At 35.1% G+C, this 22031-nt stretch carries 17 protein-coding genes and 6 tRNA genes; 9 read left to right on the top strand and 14 right to left on the bottom strand.

Translation table 11 applies throughout. From position 1 onward, the window contains the following. The first annotated feature begins 16 nt into the window (after positions 1–16). On the top strand, positions 17–943 hold the full coding sequence (locus ACMHJ2_RS15815; protein ID WP_413513833.1) for an alpha/beta hydrolase: 927 nt from the start codon (positions 17–19) through the stop codon (positions 941–943). A gap of 11 nt (positions 944–954) precedes the next feature. Beyond that, positions 955–1287 carry an SdpI family protein gene (locus tag ACMHJ2_RS15810; RefSeq protein ID WP_413513832.1) on the top strand — a complete coding sequence of 111 codons (333 nt, stop codon included), beginning with the start codon at positions 955–957 and terminating at the stop codon, positions 1285–1287. Positions 1288–1304: 17 nt separating this feature from the next. Here the strand turns inward: ACMHJ2_RS15810 and ACMHJ2_RS15805 are convergent, their stop codons facing one another. After that, on the bottom strand, positions 1305–3503 hold the full coding sequence (locus ACMHJ2_RS15805; RefSeq protein WP_413513831.1) for a B12-binding domain-containing radical SAM protein: 2199 nt from the start codon (positions 3501–3503) through the stop codon (positions 1305–1307). A gap of 137 nt (positions 3504–3640) precedes the next feature. On the opposite strand from ACMHJ2_RS15805, the gene ACMHJ2_RS15800 reads away from it, so the two are divergent. Further along, on the top strand, positions 3641–5548 hold the full coding sequence (locus ACMHJ2_RS15800; protein ID WP_413513830.1) for a gliding motility-associated C-terminal domain-containing protein: 1908 nt from the start codon (positions 3641–3643) through the stop codon (positions 5546–5548). 101 nt (positions 5549–5649) lie between these two features. Next, on the top strand, positions 5650–7239 hold the full coding sequence (gene bshC / locus ACMHJ2_RS15795) for a bacillithiol biosynthesis cysteine-adding enzyme BshC (protein WP_413513829.1): 1590 nt from the start codon (positions 5650–5652) through the stop codon (positions 7237–7239). Between the two features lie 193 nt (positions 7240–7432). Here the strand turns inward: bshC and ACMHJ2_RS15790 are convergent, their stop codons facing one another. The 4 genes from ACMHJ2_RS15790 to porU all read right to left on the bottom strand — a co-directional run bounded on the left by ACMHJ2_RS15790 (position 7433) and on the right by porU (position 14647). Next, the gene (locus tag ACMHJ2_RS15790; RefSeq protein WP_413513828.1) at positions 7433–8824 is read right to left on the bottom strand and encodes a hemolysin family protein; all 1392 of its coding nucleotides are present in this window, start codon (positions 8822–8824) and stop codon (positions 7433–7435) included. A gap of 220 nt (positions 8825–9044) precedes the next feature. Beyond that, positions 9045–9527, bottom strand: coding sequence for a cytidine deaminase (locus ACMHJ2_RS15785; RefSeq protein WP_413513827.1), 483 nt, complete (start codon positions 9525–9527; stop codon positions 9045–9047). An 89-nt stretch (positions 9528–9616) separates the two neighbouring features. Next, a complete protein-coding gene (gene porV / locus ACMHJ2_RS15780; RefSeq protein ID WP_413513826.1) occupies positions 9617–10759 on the bottom strand; it encodes a type IX secretion system outer membrane channel protein PorV in 1143 nt (380 codons plus the stop codon). Positions 10760–10798: 39 nt separating this feature from the next. Continuing rightward, positions 10799–14647 carry a type IX secretion system sortase PorU gene (gene porU / locus ACMHJ2_RS15775; protein ID WP_413513825.1) on the bottom strand — a complete coding sequence of 1283 codons (3849 nt, stop codon included), beginning with the start codon at positions 14645–14647 and terminating at the stop codon, positions 10799–10801. Between the two features lie 205 nt (positions 14648–14852). On the opposite strand from porU, the gene gldJ reads away from it, so the two are divergent. The 4 genes from gldJ (at position 14853) to ACMHJ2_RS15755 (ending at position 18774) form a co-directional block, all read left to right on the top strand. Beyond that, positions 14853–16382 carry a gliding motility lipoprotein GldJ gene (gene gldJ, locus ACMHJ2_RS15770; protein WP_413513824.1) on the top strand — a complete coding sequence of 510 codons (1530 nt, stop codon included), beginning with the start codon at positions 14853–14855 and terminating at the stop codon, positions 16380–16382. Between the two features lie 68 nt (positions 16383–16450). Continuing rightward, positions 16451–17755 (top strand): UDP-N-acetylmuramoyl-tripeptide--D-alanyl-D-alanine ligase, encoded by a 1305-nt coding sequence (locus tag ACMHJ2_RS15765; RefSeq protein ID WP_413513823.1) that lies wholly within the window; start codon positions 16451–16453, stop codon positions 17753–17755. Positions 17756–17818: 63 nt separating this feature from the next. Next, positions 17819–18268, top strand: coding sequence for an NUDIX hydrolase (locus ACMHJ2_RS15760; protein WP_413513822.1), 450 nt, complete (start codon positions 17819–17821; stop codon positions 18266–18268). A 128-nt stretch (positions 18269–18396) separates the two neighbouring features. Continuing rightward, positions 18397–18774 (top strand): hypothetical protein, encoded by a 378-nt coding sequence (locus tag ACMHJ2_RS15755; protein WP_413513821.1) that lies wholly within the window; start codon positions 18397–18399, stop codon positions 18772–18774. Positions 18775–19152: 378 nt separating this feature from the next. Here ACMHJ2_RS15755 and ACMHJ2_RS15750 read toward each other — a convergent pair. The 6 genes from ACMHJ2_RS15750 to ACMHJ2_RS15725 all read right to left on the bottom strand — a co-directional run bounded on the left by ACMHJ2_RS15750 (position 19153) and on the right by ACMHJ2_RS15725 (position 19852). Beyond that, positions 19153–19234, bottom strand: a tRNA-Leu gene (locus ACMHJ2_RS15750). A 92-nt stretch (positions 19235–19326) separates the two neighbouring features. Next, positions 19327–19399 (bottom strand) — tRNA-Lys (locus ACMHJ2_RS15745). Between the two features lie 42 nt (positions 19400–19441). Next, positions 19442–19514: transfer RNA gene (locus tag ACMHJ2_RS15740), tRNA-Lys, on the bottom strand. Positions 19515–19554: 40 nt separating this feature from the next. Continuing rightward, positions 19555–19627 (bottom strand) — tRNA-Lys (locus ACMHJ2_RS15735). A gap of 42 nt (positions 19628–19669) precedes the next feature. Beyond that, positions 19670–19742 (bottom strand) — tRNA-Lys (locus ACMHJ2_RS15730). A gap of 37 nt (positions 19743–19779) precedes the next feature. Further along, positions 19780–19852: transfer RNA gene (locus ACMHJ2_RS15725), tRNA-Lys, on the bottom strand. Positions 19853–19991: 139 nt separating this feature from the next. Here ACMHJ2_RS15725 and ACMHJ2_RS15720 point away from each other — a divergent pair. Further along, positions 19992–20513 carry a shikimate kinase gene (locus tag ACMHJ2_RS15720; protein WP_413513820.1) on the top strand — a complete coding sequence of 174 codons (522 nt, stop codon included), beginning with the start codon at positions 19992–19994 and terminating at the stop codon, positions 20511–20513. Here ACMHJ2_RS15720 and ACMHJ2_RS15715 read toward each other — a convergent pair. From ACMHJ2_RS15715 to ACMHJ2_RS15705, 3 genes are read right to left on the bottom strand one after another with little or no spacing between them, the layout of a single operon-like run. After that, entirely contained in the window at positions 20510–21007 is a 498-nt protein-coding gene (locus ACMHJ2_RS15715; protein WP_413513819.1) for a phosphoribosyltransferase domain-containing protein, read from the bottom strand. The two genes, ACMHJ2_RS15720 and ACMHJ2_RS15715, sit on opposite strands and share 4 nt — an antisense overlap. Then, entirely contained in the window at positions 21004–21582 is a 579-nt protein-coding gene (locus tag ACMHJ2_RS15710) for a methyltransferase domain-containing protein (protein WP_413513818.1), read from the bottom strand. The genes ACMHJ2_RS15715 and ACMHJ2_RS15710 overlap by 4 nt, the downstream gene beginning before the upstream one ends. Continuing rightward, the gene (locus ACMHJ2_RS15705) at positions 21575–21979 is read right to left on the bottom strand and encodes an RNA-binding S4 domain-containing protein (RefSeq protein ID WP_413513817.1); all 405 of its coding nucleotides are present in this window, start codon (positions 21977–21979) and stop codon (positions 21575–21577) included. Before ACMHJ2_RS15705 ends, ACMHJ2_RS15710 begins: the two co-directional genes overlap by 8 nt. Between the last annotated feature and the right edge of the window lie 52 nt (positions 21980–22031).

Here is a 22031-nt window from a genome sequence, read left to right as displayed (position 1 = left end):
TCCAATTTATATTAACATGAAAGCATTACTACACTTTATTTTTTTTTTATTAACTGTAGCATTGGGTTTTGCTCAATCGCCATCGATAAAAGAAATCGAAATTGAACCTCAACTCCTTGGAGATCTATATACTACAGCTACCAGCAGTGATAACCTAGCCATTATCGTACCCGGTTCGGGTCCAACGAATAGAAATGGCAATAGCTATATGGGATTAAAAGGTGATTCATACAAACAATTAGCATTTGCATTAGCAACAAAATCAATCGATGTCTTTACGTATGACAAGCGAATCATTGCCCAACTAAAAGCGAATCAAGTAAAAGAAGAAGAGACGCGTTTCGATGATGGGGTTACTGATTTAATATTAATTGTCAATTATTTTGCTACTCAATACCCTAACATCACTTTAATAGGGCACAGCGAAGGCGCTTTAATAGCCAATCTTGTAGCCAATACGAATTCTAAGGTTACGAAGTATATTGCACTACAAGGCCCAGGAGAATCGGCTGATAAAATCATTTATGAACAAGTGACCAAACAATTTCCTGCTTTAGGAGAGCAAGTTAATACCATCAATCAAACCTTAAAAAAAGGGGTACTTGTTGAAAAGGTTCCTTCCTTCTTACAAGCGTTATACCGCCCTAGTGTACAGCCGTATTTAATATCCTGGATGAAATACGATCCGAGTCTCGAAATTCAAAAAACAAAGCAACCGACGCTTCTTATTGATGGCGATAAAGATTTACAAGTATCTATCAAACAAGGGGATTTATTACAACAAGCAAATCCCAAAGCGAAAAGAATTACGCTACAAAACATGAATCACGTATTGAAACAAATAGACAAGGAAGAAGACAATCTGAAAAGTTACGGAGATCCTTCATTTCCTTTACATCCTGCCTTGGTTTCAACGTTGTCAACCTTTATTTTAAACCACTAATTACTTTTCTTATGCTTGATACTTTTATCTCTTATTTCATTCTGCCCTTTATTTTTATAGCCCTCGGATTTATACTTCCTCAGTACAAAACCATAGGTCCAGTTGGGTATCGTACTCCAAGAAGTATGAAAAATCAAACCAACTGGGACTTAGCGCAAAAATTAAGTGGTACGGCTATACTTCTATTAGGAGGGATACTCCTCGTAAATAGTCTTTTATTCTATTTTTCTATAGTACCCTCTTCCAATTTTAAACCCGTTGAAGGCACAACTCTTGGAATAGGAGTACTGCTTGTTATTATATGGGTTGAGTATCGCTTATATCGATTTGACAAACGCAACTAATTCAAGTATCCACTCTTTTATACTACTAATAGAGCTATTTCACGAAGTTGTCGGGCAGACTTTGAATACCAAAACAATTCAAAATCTGTCGTACAAGTCGTTTCAAAACTAGTTTTCATCTCCTGATACGTCTTGGTTTGTGTTGAGCTTCCTTTTAATTCTTCAATAAACGCAGCAAACCAATCGCCTTCTTCTTGATCAAGACTAATCGTAAGTGTATCGCTTTTTGTATAAAAGACAAGATTGACCATTTCGCGTACTTGCCCCTTTTTCTTTTTAGAGAAATATTCTTTATAAGGATAAGTTCCCAACCAAACAACTTTTTGATTACTTCTATAGATAGGCAACAGTACCTCTTGTAAACACGAAGCAATATAATTGGGTTGAATGGAAGTACGAGGTACTTTAAAGTCAAACCAGTCATTCAACGGCCAATCAAAGCACATACCATGCATATAATTGAATAACGATTTCTTCAAACCAAAGGAAAACTTATCGTGTGTTGCTCCGCTCATTTCAACATGAGGAACATCATTATTAGCAAATGTACTTTCTTCTTTTTTCTGAGCAATTACTTTATATTCATCAGGATTCATTCCTACGGGTGAATGTGCTGTCATCGCAAATTGATGCCAAAACCCAGATTGCATAATACCCGCTTCAAAAAGTTGACGTACCATTTCTAGACTGTCTATGGTTTCTTGTGCGGTTTGGGTAGGAAAACCATACATAAGATAAGCGTGAACTAAAATTCCAGCTTCTGTAAAATTTCGATTTACACGTGCTACTTGTTCAACGGTTACCCCTTTATCAATCAATTTCAACAAGCGATCTGATGCAACTTCTAGTCCCCCTGAGACAGCAATACATCCCGAAGCTTTTAATAACAAACACAGATCGCGACTAAAGCTCTTCTCAAAACGGATATTCGTCCACCAGGAAACTGTTAAATTTCGGCGTATGATTTCTAAAGCGACTTCTCGCATCAAAGCAGGTGGTGCTGCTTCATCTACAAAATGAAACCCCGTTTCTCCTGTTTGTTCCACCAAGGTTTCCATTCGATCGACAATTAACTTAGCAGCAACGGGCTCATATACTTTAATATAGTCCAAACTAATATCACAAAACGTACATTTTCCCCAATAACAACCGTGTGCCATAGTTAGCTTATTCCAACGGCCATCACTCCACATGCGATGCATAGGGTTAACCACTTCGATAACTGAAATATAGCCATCTAGTTTTAAATCCGAATAATCAGGTGTACCCACTTCTGCTTGTTTGTAATCGCGTTTTAATGGGTTATTGATATACAAAACTGCTCCATCCTTACAAACAAAAGTGCGTTTTAATTCCTCTTGAGCTATTTTTCCTTCAACATATAAAATTAAATTCTCTAAGGGAGCTTCTCCATCGTCTAAGGTAATAAAATCAAAAAACTCAAATACTCTAACATCCTTTAAAGAACGAAGTTCGGTATTAGGATAACCACCACCCATAGTAATTTTTATAGTAGGATGCTGTTTTTTAATCCATTGAGCACAACGAAAAGCACTGTACAAATTTCCTGGAAAAGGAACAGAAAATCCAACTATTTTTGGATTGGATTTTGCAATGATTTGCTCTAGTAACTCTATCGTCAATTCATCAATAAAGGTCAACGGTTGCTGAAGCGATGCATACAACTCATCAAAGGTATGAGCGGATCTCCCCAATCGCTCGGCATAACGACTAAAACCAAAATGTGGATCAATAGTATCAACAATTAAATCAGCAATATCTTCCAGATACAAAGTAGCTAAATGCTTGGCTTTATCTTGAATTCCCATCGAGCCAAAGGCCCATTCCAATTCTTCTAAAGCTTCAAATCGAGATGCTCTTGGCAAAAAATCGTCTTTTATTATTGTATGAGCAAATGTTGGATTTTTTCCTTGCAAAAACTTAATAACTGGATCAATTGTTGTTATATATTCCTTTTCTAAAGCTAACATTCGATGCGTATTGCCATTGACTTCGTCAACAACCGCATGGATATGATCAAAAAGACGAACCAGTCCCTGTTTGCTAAAAAGTTTTAGAATAACTTCTATGCCCAAGTCACTTTGGCAACAGGAAATATCCAAAGTATTCAAAAAACCTTTGATATAAGCTGTTGCTGGATATGGTGTATTCAGCTGTGTGAAAGGCGGAGTAATTACCGTAATTGTCGTTTGCACCCTAAATAATTTAGAAAACAAAATTACCTACATTTTTTTACTATAAATAGTATTTTAAAATTTAATCTATTCAATCATTTAATTTAAGTTAATTTTAACTTATATTTACAATTAGTTCACCTTAAAAAAATCAACTTATGAAACATATTTTACTATTAATCTTGCTATTTACATCTAATTTAATATTTGGCCAAAGGATAAATCCTGATGATGTGATAGTAATATGTTCTAATCAACAAATTGTAGGACAAACCCCTCAAGGTACGAACTACACCACATTGAGAACTTCCTGTGGCCCCTTTAGTCCTTTAACAAGCTCACTCACCTTATTTTATGTAGAAATAAAATCAGGTACGACTTTTACCTTTACAATCACCCCTCAAGCTGCGGTTGATTATGATTTCGCTTCCTGGCAAAACCCCAATTTCGAAAATCTGGGTCCTTCCGATCGGGGCTCCCAAAACGATGGTGTTGGCGTTAGACAATATGCCATTGGATTATCCTTAACAGAAACGATGTTATGTGAAATTCCTGGTGCAGGTCCAATTACAGGAGGCTCGGCAACGAGACCCGGTTTTGTGCGATACTATGACGTTCAACCTGGAGATGGAATTCTTATCGCAGTCAATCGATTTTCGCAAACAGATGCAGGATTTACTTTATCTTTTGGTGGAGATGCGGTGCTAAATTGCGAGCTAACAGAAAAAACCTATGAACAATGTGATGTAGACTATGATAATAAAGAAATCTTTGATCTAGAAGCTATCAGACAAGAGATCAACAATATCAATCAAACCTTTACTATTGATTTTTTTGAATCTGCTGCTGATGCAAGAAATCCACTTGCAACAAATGTATTAGCTTCTCCGTATACTGTAACACTTGCGGATAGTCCAAAGAAAATTTTCGCCCGTTTTAAAAGAGCAAATGGCATTTATTTTAAAACCATGGTAATAACCTTAATTACAAATGAAACGCCGAAAATTCCAGTAAAAAAATTAGAATATGCACTTTGCTATGAAAAAATAAAAGACAAGACCAAGGTAGCTACTTTTGACTTGACTCAATTTGAAACCAAGCTCAATGAACAGAACATAGGTACAATTGCTTTTACTTATTTTGAACCTTTCAATGATACTCTACGTCAAATAGATCGACCACGCAGCTATGAATCTGGAAGTACAACGCTTACGATTCACATGACCATTAACAAGAAGTGTCCCATAGAGATTCCTTTAAAATTAATTGTCAACGCTATTGATGTTCAAACTACTTCATTTACTTATTCTGAACTTTGTGCTATCGAAGCTGAAACAGGTCTAAATTACAACCTCAATACTACCATTAGCACCTTACTCAATGGCAAAGATCCAGAGCCCTATACTTTACAATTTTTCATGACAGCTGAAGATGCAAAAGAGGACAGAAATGAAATAGAAAATACAATAAATTACAAGGTTCCCTATTACCAAGAACAAACAATCACGGTAAAAATAACTGATAAGAACGGTTGTTTTATCACTTCTGAAATTCGATTAGATGCAATTCCTAGATTTAGAATGGAAGATCAGCTCAATACAGAATGTCTGCCTTTTAAACTTCCTGATTTACCAGAAGGGTATACCTATTATTTTGAACCTAATAAACAAGGAAATTCAATTAAGCCAAACACCCTTGAAAGTATTTTTTACGGTCCTAAAACACTATTTATCTACGCCAAAAAAGAATACGGTCACCCCGTATTAAATGATTGTTCTTTTGAAGATAGCTTTACCATTACCACCGAAGGTTGTATCATTTCTAAAGGAATCTCTCCAAATGGGGATGGGATTAATGATTCTTGGGATTTAACACCTTATGGTGTAATTAATGTAAAAATATTCAACCGCTATGGGGTTGAAGTTTATAAAAAAACAGGAGGCTATGCCAACCAATGGCATGGCCAGTCATCTAAGAGCAATACCAAACTTCCTAGTGGAACGTATTGGTATTACTTTGAAGGAATTACAGGAGTTTATACGGGATGGATTGAATTAATCTATTAATATTTGAAATAAAACCGTATTTTTACTTTGCTAAAAAAGCTTTACTACCTTAGTAGTAAAGCTTTTTTTTAAAACAAACTTTCTAATCGACATAGTTACGTATGACTATACCAAGTATTACATTTCAAAACTCAGGTTATTTTTCTCAATTGATGGTTGATTACCTCAACCAAGCGGAAAAATTAAAACCGCTATACAACCAATTCCCTACGCTTGATAATTTCAAAAAGCAAATAGAAGCAAAAGCAAAAAGCTATTCAAGCGAAACACGTGCTGTATTACACACTGCCTTAGTAGAACAATATAAAAACACGGAATTATCTGAGGAGACCAAACACAATCTAGCCTTATTAAAAGGGGAAAATACCTTTACTATCACAACTGGTCATCAATTGAATTTATTTACTGGACCGTTGTATTTTTTGTATAAAATTGTTTCCGCTATTAACTTAACGGTTGAATTAAACCAAAAATACCCCAATCAAAAATTCGTTCCAGTATACTGGATGGCAACAGAAGACCACGATTTTGAAGAAATTAATCACTTCTATTTCCAAGATAAAAAAATCTGTTGGGATCAGGAAAGCAAAGGACCTGTAGGACGTTTAAGTACCGCTACTTTAGATAAAGTTTTTGACGTTTTTAAAGGACAACTCAATGCTGGAGATAACGCCAAAAAACTCAAAGAACTATTTGAAGAGAGTTATTTAAAGCACGCCAATTTAGCAGAGGCTACTAGATACCTAGCCAATGCTTTATTTGCCACTTATGGTTTAGTTATTGTTGATGGAGATGACCCTAAACTCAAAGCTATTTTCACTCCCTCTATACAAGAAGAACTACTCCATCAAAATGCAATTCAAGAAGTAGAAAAAACATATCCGATTCTACAAGAATATTTTGTACAAGTAACGCCACGCGATATTAACTTATTTTACATTCAAGATAATCTTCGCGAGCGAATTATTTGGGAAAACAATCGTTACAAAATAAATAATACAGCCCTTTCATTTAGTAAAGAAGATATACTCGAAGAATTAAAAAATCACCCTGAAAATTTCAGTCCAAATGTTATCTTACGTCCGTTGTATCAAGAAACCATTTTACCTAATCTCTGCTATATTGGAGGTGGAGGAGAACTGGCCTATTGGCTACAATTAAAACCTGTATTTGATTTACACCAAGTTGATTTTCCTATGTTGTTATTGAGAAATTCAGTCCTTTTGGCAACAGAAAAACAAATCAAAAAAATGGATAAGTTACAGTTGTCTTGGTCCGATATTTTCTTACCTTCGGATGTATTACTGAATACCAAATCAGCAGCATTATCTAATGTTTCCTTTGATTTTCAGGCTCAACGTCTTATCTTAAATCAGCAATTTGAAAAATTGAGAAACCTTGCACAACAAACAGATGCTTCGTTTATAGGAGCCGTTAATGCCCAAGAAAAAAAGCAGATTAAGGGACTTGATCATTTAGAAAAACGATTGCAAAAAGCGGAAAAACGAAAAAACAAGGAGCTATTGGATCGAATTATGGCTATTCAATTGGAACTCTTTCCAAAGCATAGCTTACAAGAGCGCTATTACAATTTTGCGCAATTTTATCAAGAAGCGGGAGACGCACTCATCCAAAAGTTATTGATACAATTAAAGCCTTTAGAACACAATTTTGATATTATTGAATTATAATATAAAAACCAAGCTACTCAACGCTTGGTTTTTCTTTTAAGAATGCCCCGTCTTGAAAAAGCAATATACAAAAAGCAAGCGTTATCTCAGGATGAAACATAAACATACACAAAAAAAAGGATGTCTTTGGGGACATCCTTTTAATTTTTATCTTTTACACCTAGGTTATAAGGTCATACAATTAAACTATAATCTAGCTTTGTGCAATTTCTTCTAGGTATTCGTCTTTTAGTGTAAGCTTTACTGTCTCCACTGAATTTCGATACATATTAATCACTTCACCCGTATAATGCTCTAAGTTGATGGCATCCCCTTCTTTTAATTCTTGTTCTGGGCAAACTTCACCAATCAATCCAGCTAACGTATCGTAGTGTTCACTTTCATCAAATTTAATAGGCAATAATCGGTTAATATCAGAAATATTATAATGCGCACTTACCATATAAACGCCTTGACCAATGGATACTACAGCAGGTTCTTCATTGTCGTACTCATCCTGAATTTCACCTACCAATTCTTCCAAAATATCTTCCATAGTAACAATTCCAGTAAATTCACCTACTTCATTAGTTGCAATTGCCATTTGTAAGTGCTTGGCTTGAAATTGTTTTAAGACATTTTTAATCAGCGCATTTTCAGAAATATAGATTGGTTCTCGCATTAAAGAGGCCAACGCTACATCTTCATTTTCCTTAATCATCGCCTTCATTAAATCTTTGGTATAAATAACTCCTTTGATATCATCTAGTGAATCATCGTAAACAGGAAAACGAGAATACCCTTCTGAAATAGCGTAATCAATGGCTTCTTTTACACTGGTATGAATTTCAATTGCTGAAACATTTTTACGCAGGGTTTGAATATTATTTACGCGTCGATCATCAAATTCAAAAACATTTTGAATCAAAAGTCTTTCCGTTTCTTCGATTGCTCCACCCGCTTGACTTTCTGTGATAATCATTTTCAATTCTTCTTCTGTGTGAATATCAGAACCGTGTATAGGTACAATTCCCATCATACGCAAAATACTATTTGCCAATCCGTTCATCATCCAAATAATTGGTCTGAAAACAAAATAAAACACGCGCAATGGCAAAGCGATTGAGAATGTTGTTTTAGTTGGAAAATGAATAGCAATTGACTTTGGAGCCAACTCACCAAACACAATATGTAAAATAGTAATAATAGCGAATGCTATTGGAAATGAAATGCTTTTTGCTATGGAATACCACTCCGGCCCTGTCATGCCAAATAATTCAAACATCCTCATGATAACGGGAGTCAATGAACTTTCTCCAACCCAACCTAATCCTAATGAAGCTAAGGTAATTCCTAATTGTGTGGCTGCTAAATAAGCATCTAGATTCACTACAATATTTTTTGCAACACCTGCTACTTTAGAGTTTAATTCTTGATGTATTTCAATTTGTGAGGTTCTTACCTTTACAATTGCAAACTCTGCTGCAACGAAAAATCCATTTAAGAATACTAAGAATAACGTAAGCAATAACTTACCAACTGAAATTTCTTCGGGAACAATAGTAACGTTAGCTAATATTGTGATGATCTGGGGGTATGTGTCCATTTTATAAATTCAAAAGGTCTTGGTTATCTTTTTTTAAGACCTATAAGCGAAGTTTTAGTGTCATCGCCTTTTCATATCAAAATTAATAATTTATTTGATATAATGCCATGCTTCGCGTGCGTTTTTTTTAAAACAAGTAATTATCTCTAAATCAAAGCAGTAAATATTGATATTTTATACCTTATTATACTTATTATTTGTTTTTTTGTATCCTTTCTTTTTACAACGATTTTGCATCAAAATGAAAAGGTAGCATATTAAGCAAAGAAGGAGAATAACACACGATTCCCTCTGCTCCCATAAAGAACATTTCGATGGGCTGTGCTTGTTTTACTTCATATTCTAATATACTTTGTCTGCATGCACCACACGGGGGAATCGGATGGTTGGTTACTTTTAAGTCTGACGTCGCTGAAATAGCAATTTTCAGTATTCTTTGATGTGGATATAGTGCTCCTGCTTGAAAAATAGCGGTACGTTCGGCACATAATCCCGAAGGAAAAGCGGCATTTTCTTGGTTAGACCCTAAAACAATAGTCCCATCTTCTAACAATAAAGCAGCACCTACACGAAATTTAGAATAAGGTGCATAAGCATTTTTTCTAATTCCTATGGCTTGTTCCATCAGTTTTTGGTCTTGTTGTTCTAATTCGTGAATTGATTCATATTCAACGAAAGTGGTTAGCACTTCTACTTTTTTCATAAGTCAAACGATTAGAGATAAAAAATCCAAACTCGTTGTTTACCTTCAACGGTTTGGATTGTTTTACAAATATAATACTTTTCTTGCTTCTATCCTCTAGGGTAAGTCTTTCTTCCTAAGTCAAAAGTCAAAGAGAAACGCAGTGTATTTTCTAGTGGATTATTGATTTTTGACGTAGAGAATAAATAAGATAAATCTACGGTTACCATACTGTATTTAAATCCAGCTCCTAACGTTGCATATTGTCTAGCTCCTTTACTTTTATTTTCATTAAAGTAACCTGCACGGAAAGCAAATACATTGTCATACCAATATTCCGCTCCAAAAGACCACGCAATTTCTTTCATCTCTTCGCTGAACCCACCAGGTGCATCTCCAAATGATTTGAAGACCCCTTTGAACCATCCCGTATCGTTGTATTTACGCATTTCTTCTGGATCATTGTTATTTGAAGGTGGTGTTGGAACCAATAACTTATTGAATTCTGTGGTTAAGGTTAACGTATTGTAATCATCCAGAATAAAATCAAACCCTGCACCTAATTTTAAATTAGCGGGTAAGAAATCTCCATTTGGTCGATCACTATAACTAATCTTAGGGCCTAAGTTTTGAAGGTTGAAACCCAATCTCCAACGCCCATCAAAATCAGCAAACTGCATTCTATCCGATTGATAAAACCCCGAGATATCAACTGCAAAGGTACTTGCACTGCTATTATCTCCATCTCCCGTATCCGGTAATTTTAAATTTGAATTAATAAAGCGTCCGGTTACTGCTCCTGAGAAATTCTCGCTTAATTTCAAAGCATACGATGCATCAATGGCAAATTCACTCGGTTTATACGTTTGTCCAATACTATTGTAGTCTTCTCTATACGTAACTTCACCCATTCCAAAATAGCGAAAACCAATAGCAAAAGCACTTCTATCGTTGTACTTGTTGTAATAGTTTATCTGTGCCAATGACATATCGCTTGATATCTTAGACATATAAGGTGTATAACTCATAGCAAAGCCTTGATCTAGCTTAGCAAAAGCATATTTTGACGCATTGTGTTGTTGTGAAAAAGCATCTGTAGTAGTCGCTACTCCCATGTCTCCCATACCGGCAGATCGTGCATCTGCGGCTATCGTTAAAAAGGGAACTCCTGTGGTTATGGGATGTATATCTTTCTGTGCATACAAAGTAGACCCTCCTAATATAGATAAAACTAATGCTGTGAAATTTTTCATTCAGTTGTGTTTATAAAATAATACAAATATAATTGTTTTCTAAAGTATAACTAATTTTTCTATTTTCTCGACTTTTTTTCCCGTCTGTGTAGAACGTACGGTCAAGCGGTAAATATAGACGCCCTTTCCGATTCGGTCACCAAAATCATCACGTCCATTCCATTGTATCTCTCGACTTAAATTGGCTTCTGTTACAATTTGTTGATTGATTGTTTTTACAATTCTACCCGTAATGGTCATAATTTGTACCTGAACATCTAAAGGTTCAAAAGGTCGATTATGGGTAAACCAAAACTCCGTATAACTGACAAATGGGTTGGGGTAATTCAGGACGTGTTCTATTTTTAATGCTTCCTCTTGTTTAACTAAAAATTGTATTTCTGTTGTAGTCAAATTATTGTAAACATCCCAAACTTTGAATTGAATTGTATGCATCCCAGGATCTAAATCCTTGAGTTGATACGTTACTTTTCCTTTTCTAAAATTATCCAACTCGGTTTCATAATAGTCATTGAGTATAACCGTCTTATCTTCTTTGTCATCCACGGTTATCACGATGTCATGTCCAATCCCACTAGCCGTATTAATACCGCTTTCATCTTCAACAAACGCAAGAAATATAGGATTATTGTCTGTAGCACCTCCAGATACAAAAGATTCGTTATCCATATATAGTTTTGCCATTGGTGGTGTAATATCTTTCGGTGCATTTTCATTTAATCCGCCGATAACCAAATCACCATTACTTCCTGTATATTCAGTGTCTTTATTCAAAGAGTAAAAACTCACTTTTCCTTTATCTTGATTTAGGCGAATATCTTTGGGCATAATAAAATCAAAAGAAAAAGCACCACTCTTCACACTGGCATTTCCTCTAAAAACAACTTCCCCTAACGTTTTAAAGTCCATGAGATAGGGAGCTCCATTATGCGTCACATTATCATTACCTAAGGTTTTCTTATCCAAATATTTATCATAAATCTCAACCGCTAAGTTCCCCGTGAATGATTCGACTAGATTATCCTGTTCATCTTGTATTTCACCTTTCATTTTCACATAATCCAATGCCTTAACAGGCTCGTTTTCGGTTGCTTTGACGTCCTGGTCATTCACCTGAGAGAGCACAACTTTCAATTGAGGTAAAGCTATTTTTAAGGCAGGATCGCCAATAAAAGAAACCACGTTTTTATCTCTATTCGTATAGGCATTTTTAGTATGGCGCAAAGCATCTGCCATGGAATAGGTTGCTGAATGTTCAAAAAACAAATCGGTATACGTTCGATTTAAAAGTCGACCTATATCAATGCCTATCTCACGCGTTGTTCCTATTAAAGCAATGGCTCCCCCTTTGGTATTGGTAAAAAGAACTTGACCACCACTGATATATTGAGGATCGTCAAATCGGCTAAATTCACAAGTGATAATAGAAAATAGGGGGTATTTATTTTCATTGGTTAACTTTCGCGCATCTTCAATCGTAAAAACGCGTTCTTGTGCCAATCCATCTTCACCACCATGTCCTAAATAATTAACAAATAAAGCTCCTTTTTCAATAGCCTCTAAAAAATCTAATCGCGCTTGTGGATAGCGATTTCCTCCTGCTGAAGTTTCTTGTATATACGCATCGAGGTAAATCTTCTTGGGATTGAAAAAAGGATTATGGGATAAAATTCGATTGACAATCGTGTCCGTTTCTACTTGCAACGCATAATCAGATTCTTTATCCACATCATCTGCCATGGCGATTAAATTGTTTTTCCATCGTCCTTTCGCTTGCTCTCCATAATAGGAAACGATTTTTTGTACGGCTTGATTCGCTTCATCCAAATTTTTAACTAACATTCTTCCTACCGTAACATCAATCCCAAAAACAAGAGTATACATATCCCCTTCTCCTTCATCTAATAACCCATAAAAGTCATCCGACATAAAAGTGGTATACATGGAAAAATTAGCATTGCTATTCTGTGCCTTTTTTGATTTACTCATCCCATAATGCAGGGGTACAATATTGGTATTTTGCGCTACTCTTTGCTTATAATCATAGGATCCTGTCCCAAATAAATTAAGGTACTTTAATTCCCTTCCTTTTTCTTGCATACTTGCATACACATAGCGTACAAAGTTGCGAAGGGCAACCCCATCTTGCTGTCCGGATGAAAACTCATTATAGATTTGCTCAACGGGCACAACGACCGTATTTAGTTGGCTGTGCTGACGGTGAAACTGTGCTAATCGCTCTGCTGCAGGTTGCAACGCTTCATTGGTAATAATAAGGTAATCTATACTTTCCTGGGCGCGGATATTTCCTTTTAGATCTTGATTGCGTACCCGACTGTTATTCACTAATTTAGGCATATAATAATCCGTTGGTATTTCAATTTGGAAATACTGTTCCGTTCCACCCTGCGTTTTAAAACTAAATTGATTTTGATTGCCTACTGTAGTTGTACTAATTGCACCGATATCCGTAACATTCCAAATTCGATTCACTTGTGTTGTATTTGTCAAACTCCAACGAATGACTCCCTCTATTGTTTTGGTTTTCGCATTAGAAAATCGGTATTGCTTATTTCCTCCTTGTAGCAGACCTGTATATTGAAATTCTATATAATCCAAATACCCTCTCGAATTAGGCACGCCACCATTCTGATAGGTAAGTGATACCTCAACAAAAGGTGAATTCAAATACTCTTCTTTTTCCAAAAAACTCTCATATGCTTTTGTCGTTGTACTGCGGATAGGAAAAAAAGAAACACCCCCTACATATCTAGTATTCAAAGAAAAGGAAAAGGAGGTATTTCCATAAGAACTAGATGCGGTATTCACCCCAAAAGTTACGGGAGAACTAGTCTTTAAATGAAGTAATTCCAAAGAAAAACTGCGTTCATTAACCAAACCAAAATCTTCGCCAAACCATTTTCTACCGAGTTTACCTATATTAACCAAATCCTGTTCATGAAATACTTGGCCATCAAATTCTGTAATCGTCTCAACTTCTCTAGCTGTTGGTTCTATATAATTTGAAATACGCAGTCCTTGTTGTTGGCCATAGGTGATGAAATAAATGGCCTCGTCTACATATAAATTTTGATACGTTAAGCTTTCTTCATTCCATTGATCTACCCCCGTTGCATAAAATAAAATATAATCATCGTTATCCAATGTCCCCTTTGCTTCCCCTTGTACATATATACTATTCTCCTGTAAATCGGTAGGATAATTCGATTGATTTAATAAAGGCAACATTTTACCCCCTTGTCCATATATCTGAATTGTACGAGGATCAACCGATTGCGGAATGCCCAATTGGTTTAGAAAATTTTTATCCAACTTGTAAATACCCGTCTTAGTTATCCCAAATTTGAACCAATTTCCTTGTTTTAAAACCGCATTAGCGGTTAAATTTCTACTCGAATTAAACAAACGCGGTTGCAAAACAGGAGTTGAGGTTTGATTCTCTACAAGATAGGTTAGTGATTTTACACGTTTTAACCCACCATTACTGTAAACAATAGGCGAAAAATAAACATAACTTTGAGGTATATTATTTATATAAGCGGTTTTAATTTGAACTTTTAATTCCTCTTGGTACTTTCTTTTCTCAATTACACCGAGTAAACTTTGATCTAAATCCTCGTAATTTACTTGTATTATTCGCACATTATTTTTTGAACCAACCGGAATATTTAACTCTTTTAAAGAGTAAATTAACTTATTATTAACACTTTCAAATGTTAAATTTTTATCTATTCGAGTCACGTCAAAATCATCCGTAACTAACGCCTGTTCTACTAAATTATTGTCCCATTTTAAGTCCAATCTTTTCGACTGAGAAAAAAGTGTAAAGCAAGTAAGAATCAGTAGTGTATTAATAATTATTTTCATATATATTTGCATGAGTGGGAATTATTCCTAGGCAAAAATAATTATTTTTTCCATATACAATACACGTATTAAAAAAGCGTTATTTAGGTGATGATACTTATTTTGAAACAGAAAAATTAAGTTTTTTTTAAAATATTCATAGCAAGGATATTGCTAATTAATCGTTAATTCTTATATTGCGTCAAATTATTTACCCGTTTTTAACATGAAGATTAATAGACTTATGACTTTACAACTGCTTGCTGGCCTACTAGCTACAGTTGGTTTAACGAGTTGCAGCAACACAAACAATGGAGTTTCTTCTGCTACTGGTTGGAAAATAAATGATAAAAAAGGAGGCTTTCAGTACAACACAAATTTTGAACAGCAAAATCCTAAGGGTATGGTATCCATTGAAGGGGGTGCTTTTACAATGGGAAGAGTACAAGATGACATCATGGCTGATTGGAATAACAATCCTAAGCAACAATATGTGCAATCGTTTTATCTAGATGAAACAGAAACAACTAACATTGCATATAATGAATACTTGTATTGGTTAAAAAGTGTTTTTCCTCCTACAAATCAAGTTTATGCAGAAATCTACAAAAGTGCATTACCAGATACAACTGTTTGGAGAAGTGGCTCAGGATTTAATGAAACATTAATTTCTAGTTATTTGAGACACCCTGCCTATGCTAATTATCCTGTAGTTGGAGTAACTTGGCTTCAAGCCAATGATTTTGCTAAATGGAGAACGGACAGAGTGAATGAATTAACTCTTGAAAGAGCTGGCTACCTTAAGAAAGATGCTAAGATTATTGAAGCTTATGCAGATGCACACTTTAGTACGGAAGCTTATTTAGCTAACCCTGAAGCTGTATATGGTGGAAATACTGATATCGTATATCGCGGAGTAAAAAATAAAGCAAAAGAGGGTGAAAAAAACCTCTATGCAACAATGAACTATGGTCTTTTCACTGCAGAATACCGTCTACCTACTGAGGCAGAATGGGAATATGCTGCAATTGGAATGGCAGGTACTAGAGAATATAATAATTACCAAGGAAGAAAAACATATCCTTGGGAAAATCCAACAAAAAAACAAGGAAAAGGACGTAATAGCACTTTAAAATCTCAATACGCGAACTTCAAACAAGGACGCGGTGATTATGGAGGAATTGCAGGCTGGGCTACAGATAATGCTGATATTACAAATGCTGTAAAATCATACGCACCAAACGATTTTGGTTTATATGATATGGCTGGTAACGTAGCAGAATGGGTAGCGGATGTTTATGATCCTCAAATTGATCAAATTGATACAGATTTTAACTTTTTCAAAGGCAATATTTATTATAAAAATCAAATTGGCCCTGACGGAAGACCACAAATCGTAACAGATCAATCGATAAAATTCGATACCTTATCGAATGGCCGTTTAAGAGTTCGTAATTTACCTGGACAAGTGGCTCAACTATCCTATGATGCAGATTCAAATCAAATTTCAGATCAATCTGAAACAGATGAATTAGTTGAAGTGTCTATGACAAACAAAAAAGGAAATCAAATCACAAATATCTACAATGACAAAAGTCGTGTAATAAAAGGTGGTTCATGGAAAGACAGAGCGTATTGGTTAGATCCGGCTACAAGAAGATTCTATCCAGAAGATCAAGCGACTGACTATATCGGTTTCCGTTTAGCAATGACAAAAGTAGGTACAAAACAAGTGATTCGCAAAACGAAAAACTAATATAATATAACCCTATATTTCTTTAAAAAGTCCTAATTTTGATTAGGACTTTTTTTTATTTTTGAAAGATGAACATACAAGAATTATATAGCTGTTTTTTACAAGCTGATGGCTTATCAATAGATACAAGAAACATTACCCCTAACAGTCTTTTCTTTGCGTTAAAAGGCGATAATTTTGACGCCAATGAACTGGCTCAAGAAGCCTTGGACAAAGGAGCCTTGTATGTGGTTATGGACAACCCCAAACTTGTGACGGACAAAGAAAAAACGATACTGGTTCCCAATGCCTTACAAGCTTTACAAAGTTTGGCCAATTACCACAGACAACAACTGGGTTTGCCTATAATTGCTTTAACTGGCAGTAACGGAAAAACAACAACGAAAGAATTAATCAAAGCTGTTTTAAGTCAGAAATACAACGTAAAAGCAACCCAAGGCAATTATAACAACCATATTGGTGTGCCTTTAACCCTCCTTCAATTTGATGAGGAAACGGATATTGGAATTGTAGAAATGGGTGCCAATCACCTGAACGAAATCGCTCTTCTATGCCGTATTGCTCAACCCGATTATGGGTATATTACAAACTTTGGCAAAGCGCATTTAGAAGGATTTGGCAGTTTTGAAGGGGTTATTAAAGGAAAAAGTGAATTATATGACTACTTAGAAGATAATCATAAAATAGCTTTTGTCAATTTAGATGACCCTCGACAAGATGCTAAAACTCTAACTTTTTCTCGCTATACATTTGGCACTAAAGACACAAATCCTGATCTGGAAATCGAAGTTTTAAAACAGACCGAAGTAGCAACTCTACAAGTCAAGGACCAATCGATTACCTCTAATCTAACGGGTTCTTATAATGGTACAAATATAGCAGCGGCAGTAGCGATTGGTCAATATTTCGGTGTTAGCCTACCTGAAGCAGCTCAAGCGATTACGAGCTATACCCCTACCAATAATCGTTCCCAATGGATCAAGCAAGAACCTTTTACCCTTCTACTTGATGCTTACAATGCCAATCCATCAAGTATGGAGCTTTCGATTGCCAACTTTAATCAATTGCCTTCTACTATACCTAAAATTTACATTTTAGGTGATATGTTTGAATTGGGTAAAGACAGTGAGAAAGAACACAAAAACATCATTCAACAAGTAGAAGAAACTAACTTTGAAAAGGCAATCTTCATTGGAAAAGAATTTTCAAAAGTAAAGGATACAACCGCATCAAAAGCAATTACTTTTTTTGAAACCCTTGCTGATTTCTTAGCGCAACACGAAGATATAGCCCAGTTATTGGCGCATCATACCGTTTTAATCAAGGGCTCAAGAGGAATGGCTTTAGAAAAAATAATTTCATTTTTAAAATAACGCAAAGGCTGAATGTAATTTCAGCCTTTTTTGTTTTAAATTCACAACAAAATCAAACAAAAAATGCAAGAAAAAGTTTACCCAAATGCAATACCAACCGTTGATATTGCTATTCTACGTTTAAACCCAGACCATACCTATTCCCTTCTCTTAGGTAAAAAAGAATACGAACCCAAATGGCGATTTGTCGGAGGTTTTGTTGATGCAGACGATTCTAGCTATGAAACCGCCGCTGTAAGGGAATTATTTGAAGAAACGAACCTCGTAGCTACTCCTGGTGAAATTAAATACCTAGGGTCAACTAAAATCGATGATCCGCGCTACAGAAACCACAAAGACAAAATCATTACCCATCTGTATCTTTTGGAACTGACCACAACAACAAAGACTATTCAGGCAAAAGATGACATCAAGGAATTGCAATGGTTTGACCTATCGACTTTTTCAAAAGAAGAAATCATGGAAGTGCACCATCCAATTGTAGATTTGTTTTTTAAGCATATTTCTTTTTAATGTTGCTATTTTTATACAGACGCTATACTAGTACATAAAAACTGTATCTTACGTTAATAACAACGTTTTATTTTATCTTATCATTAATATGTTTTAAATTACCCTTAACCAATTTAAATTATATTAATATGAAAAAATTATTTTTAGGTTTCGCTTTTTTATTATCGCTTGTAACATTTGCACAAGAACAATCTGGTCCACCTCCCATTCTAATAGGTGGAAGCCAATGGCAGAGTTATACTTTTTATACTTGCGATAGCAATGGGGTAGAAATAACCAACCCCTTAAATCGAAAGTATAAAAAATACGATCTAGAAATTTTAGTACCTATATCAACAGAACCTTGGCATGTTGTATCATTGTATCGCGATCGAGTTAAGGATCAAATCTGTCAATTTGGAGAAATTACAGAGTTTCATTCTGACTTAATTAAGATCCTAAAAATAACAAAAAGTCCTCTCTCATTAACAATTAATGATGTCCCTTTTTCTGAAGTTAAGAAGTAGTAAATTCTCCATTTTTTCTTTCGGTAGAATTAAGTTCAAAAAGAATGTACAAAAGAAAGAATAAATAATATCCAAATTTAGACAAAAGGCTTCATGATCTTATCACGAAGCCTTTTTTTAATACCTACATCTAAAGGACTAACAAACACTCAAAGCACATCATTTATTTACCCTAACAAGGTTATATATACACTGATTCATGCTTGTAATAACTATTTAACACTCAAATAGCATCCAACTTTTACTCTTGGTTCATCTATATCATTTTACCTACATTTATAACTCAATAGCACTACCTCTAATCGTGCAAACACAGTATAATTCAGACAAATAAAAAACGCAAATGACTAATTATTAGCTATTTGCGTTTTTAAAAAGTGACCGAAATGGGATTCGAACCCATACGTCTTGCGACACCACCCCCTCAAGATGGCGAGTCTACCAATTCCTCCACCCGGCCGTACGAGGTAAATATACTTCTTTTTAAATCTATATCTTGAAAAATTTATTTCCTAGATTTAAAAAAAGCCATTCGATTAGGAATAGCTTTTGTGACCCGACTGGGGCTCGAACCCAGGACCCCAACATTAAAAGTGTTGTGCTCTACCAACTGAGCTATCGAGTCGTTACTCATGTAACTTGTATGCGCATTTTTTTATAAAAGAAGTGACCCGACTGGGGCTCGAACCCAGGACCCCAACATTAAAAGTGTTGTGCTCTACCAACTGAGCTATCGAGTCTAATCAATTATAAATTGTATGTCTTTTTTTTATAAAATAGTGACCCGACTGGGGCTCGAACCCAGGACCCCAACATTAAAAGTGTTGTGCTCTACCAACTGAGCTATCGAGTCATTGCAATGGTAAAATTGCGATGTATTTTATAAAAGTTTTTGTGACCCGACTGGGGCTCGAACCCAGGACCCCAACATTAAAAGTGTTGTGCTCTACCAACTGAGCTATCGAGTCTTTGCAATCGTTAGAATTGTATTTTTTAGAATTTTTGTGACCCGACTGGGGCTCGAACCCAGGACCCCAACATTAAAAGTGTTGTGCTCTACCAACTGAGCTATCGAGTCAAAATCAATTCCTGATTGCGGGTGCAAATATAGAATGTTTTTTTTTAAAAACATCATGTTTTTGTTTTATTTTTGTCAACAACATCACTACAAAACAGGTGTTTTTTACATAACTCACTATTTAACAACTTCTTATTTTATGGAAAAAATAATTATTTTAGGTTATATGGGAGCTGGAAAATCAACTATTTCGCAAAAACTTGCGCAAGAACTGAATATTCCTTGCTATGATTTAGACCATGAAATTGAAAAACAAGAGCAACAAAGTATTTCCACTCTTTTTGCTACAAAGGGCGAATTATTTTTTAGAAAATTAGAGCACCAAATTTTCCATCAGCTCTTAAACAAAGAAGAAAGAGCTGTAATTAGCTTAGGAGGGGGTACGCCATGCTATGCTAATAATCATGAAGTATTACAACGCAAAGATGTTCAATCTTTTTATCTAAAAGCTTCCATACAAACGCTAACTGAGCGATTAGAAAAAGAAAAAGAGCATCGTCCTATGTTGCAAACCAACACAGAAGACACTCTTGAAACTTATATCGCTAAACATCTATTTGATCGAAGCTATTTTTATTACCAAGCTAAACACATTATTCCGGTAGATACCAAGCCTATTGATCAAATTGTAAAGGAAATTACCGCTCTGCTTTCTACTTAGCTTAAATACGCATATTCATCCTCTTCGGTAAAGACAACTTGAATATGTTCTAATAAAGAAGTCGATAGAGACAAGCCTTTATAATCTGCTTTAATGGGGTAGGTCTTGTGGTTTCGATCGATTAGAACCGCTGTTTTCATTTTCTTTATAGGTACATTCAAAAAGTGTTTTACACCGTAAATTAAGGTTGTGCCTGAATTCAAAACATCATCTACTAATACTATTGCCTTTCCCTGGTATTCCTCTCCTTTCAAAGACGTGTGAATCGGATTAATTGGATTTGCTTTATCGATTTGTACTTCACACAGTTTTACTTGAATGGTGGATATCTCTGCTAACACTTTTGCTATTTTTTGAGCAAAAATAAAACCACTATTCGCAACACCTGCGATTACAATTTCTTGTTCTTCTGAAAATGTTTCGTAAATCTGATAGGCGATGCGCTTGGTTTTAAACCCAATCTGCTCTTTATTTAAAATGATTTTTTGTGTCATATCTTTTTCTTTAATATAATAAACAATTCTCTGTCTTGTCTTGGTTTGATCGAGTTAAATGCTCGATCCATAACTTCTATCGTAAAATAAGGTTCAAATAAAGCTAAATACTCATCTTTACTTCCTCCAAAAGGCGGAGTAGCTAGTTCAAAAGTAGCATCAAACAACAAACCTACTAATTTACCATTTGGTCGCAACAAACCATGCATTTTTTTCACATAGTCTGTTCTTTGTTCAACAGGAATAGAACAAAAAAAGGTTTGCTCCAAAATCAAATCATATTCACCCTCATGCTGAAAAAAATCACCTATACTAACTTTATCCCTTGGAAAATCAAGTTCTACTTTACTTGTTTCTTCAAAGGCAACTGCTGTAAAATCCAATCCTAGGCTATTTTTAAATCCTTGTTTATGTAAATATAAAAGTTCATAGCCGTGGCCAAGTCCTGGAACTAAAATCTTCGTCTCTTTATCCGCTAACTGATCAATATACGCTCTAAGTGGAGTCGTAATGGATTTAGCATCCCAAGAAACTTGCTGATTGAGGTATCTATTTTCCCAATACTCTTTAGTCATTTTTTATATCGTTTTCTTCGTCATTATCTTCGTCATTATCTAGATAGCCATCTATTTCCCTTCTGTCTTTTTTCGTAGGCCTTCCCGTTCCCTTTGCTCGGTAATATTCCTTAGTTTGACGCAACAAATCCAAATGTTCAAACGCTTCAGCAGGGGTTTCATCTTTGCGATACATATCTACTAATTTAGCTCCGACTCTACTTTGGGGAATATCTAATACAGTCAATCTATAAACAATTTGATCTCTTCTCAAAGTAATTTTATCCGTAGAAAAAACTTCCCGAGAAGGCTTTGCCGTTTGTCCATTCACCGTAATATGTCCTTTTTTACAAGCTTCCGTTGCTATATTTCTAGTTTTATAATATCGTACACACCACAAATACTTATCAATACGCATAATTAAATATTAAAATTATTCAATAATCAAGACAAAAATAAAGTAAAATTGT

The sequence above is a fragment of the Myroides odoratus genome, from assembly GCF_965118575.1.
Classification (GTDB): domain Bacteria; phylum Bacteroidota; class Bacteroidia; order Flavobacteriales; family Flavobacteriaceae; genus Flavobacterium; species Flavobacterium odoratum_B.
Note: the sequence above shows the minus strand (reverse complement) of the source record. Positions and strands in the feature narration are given on the sequence as shown.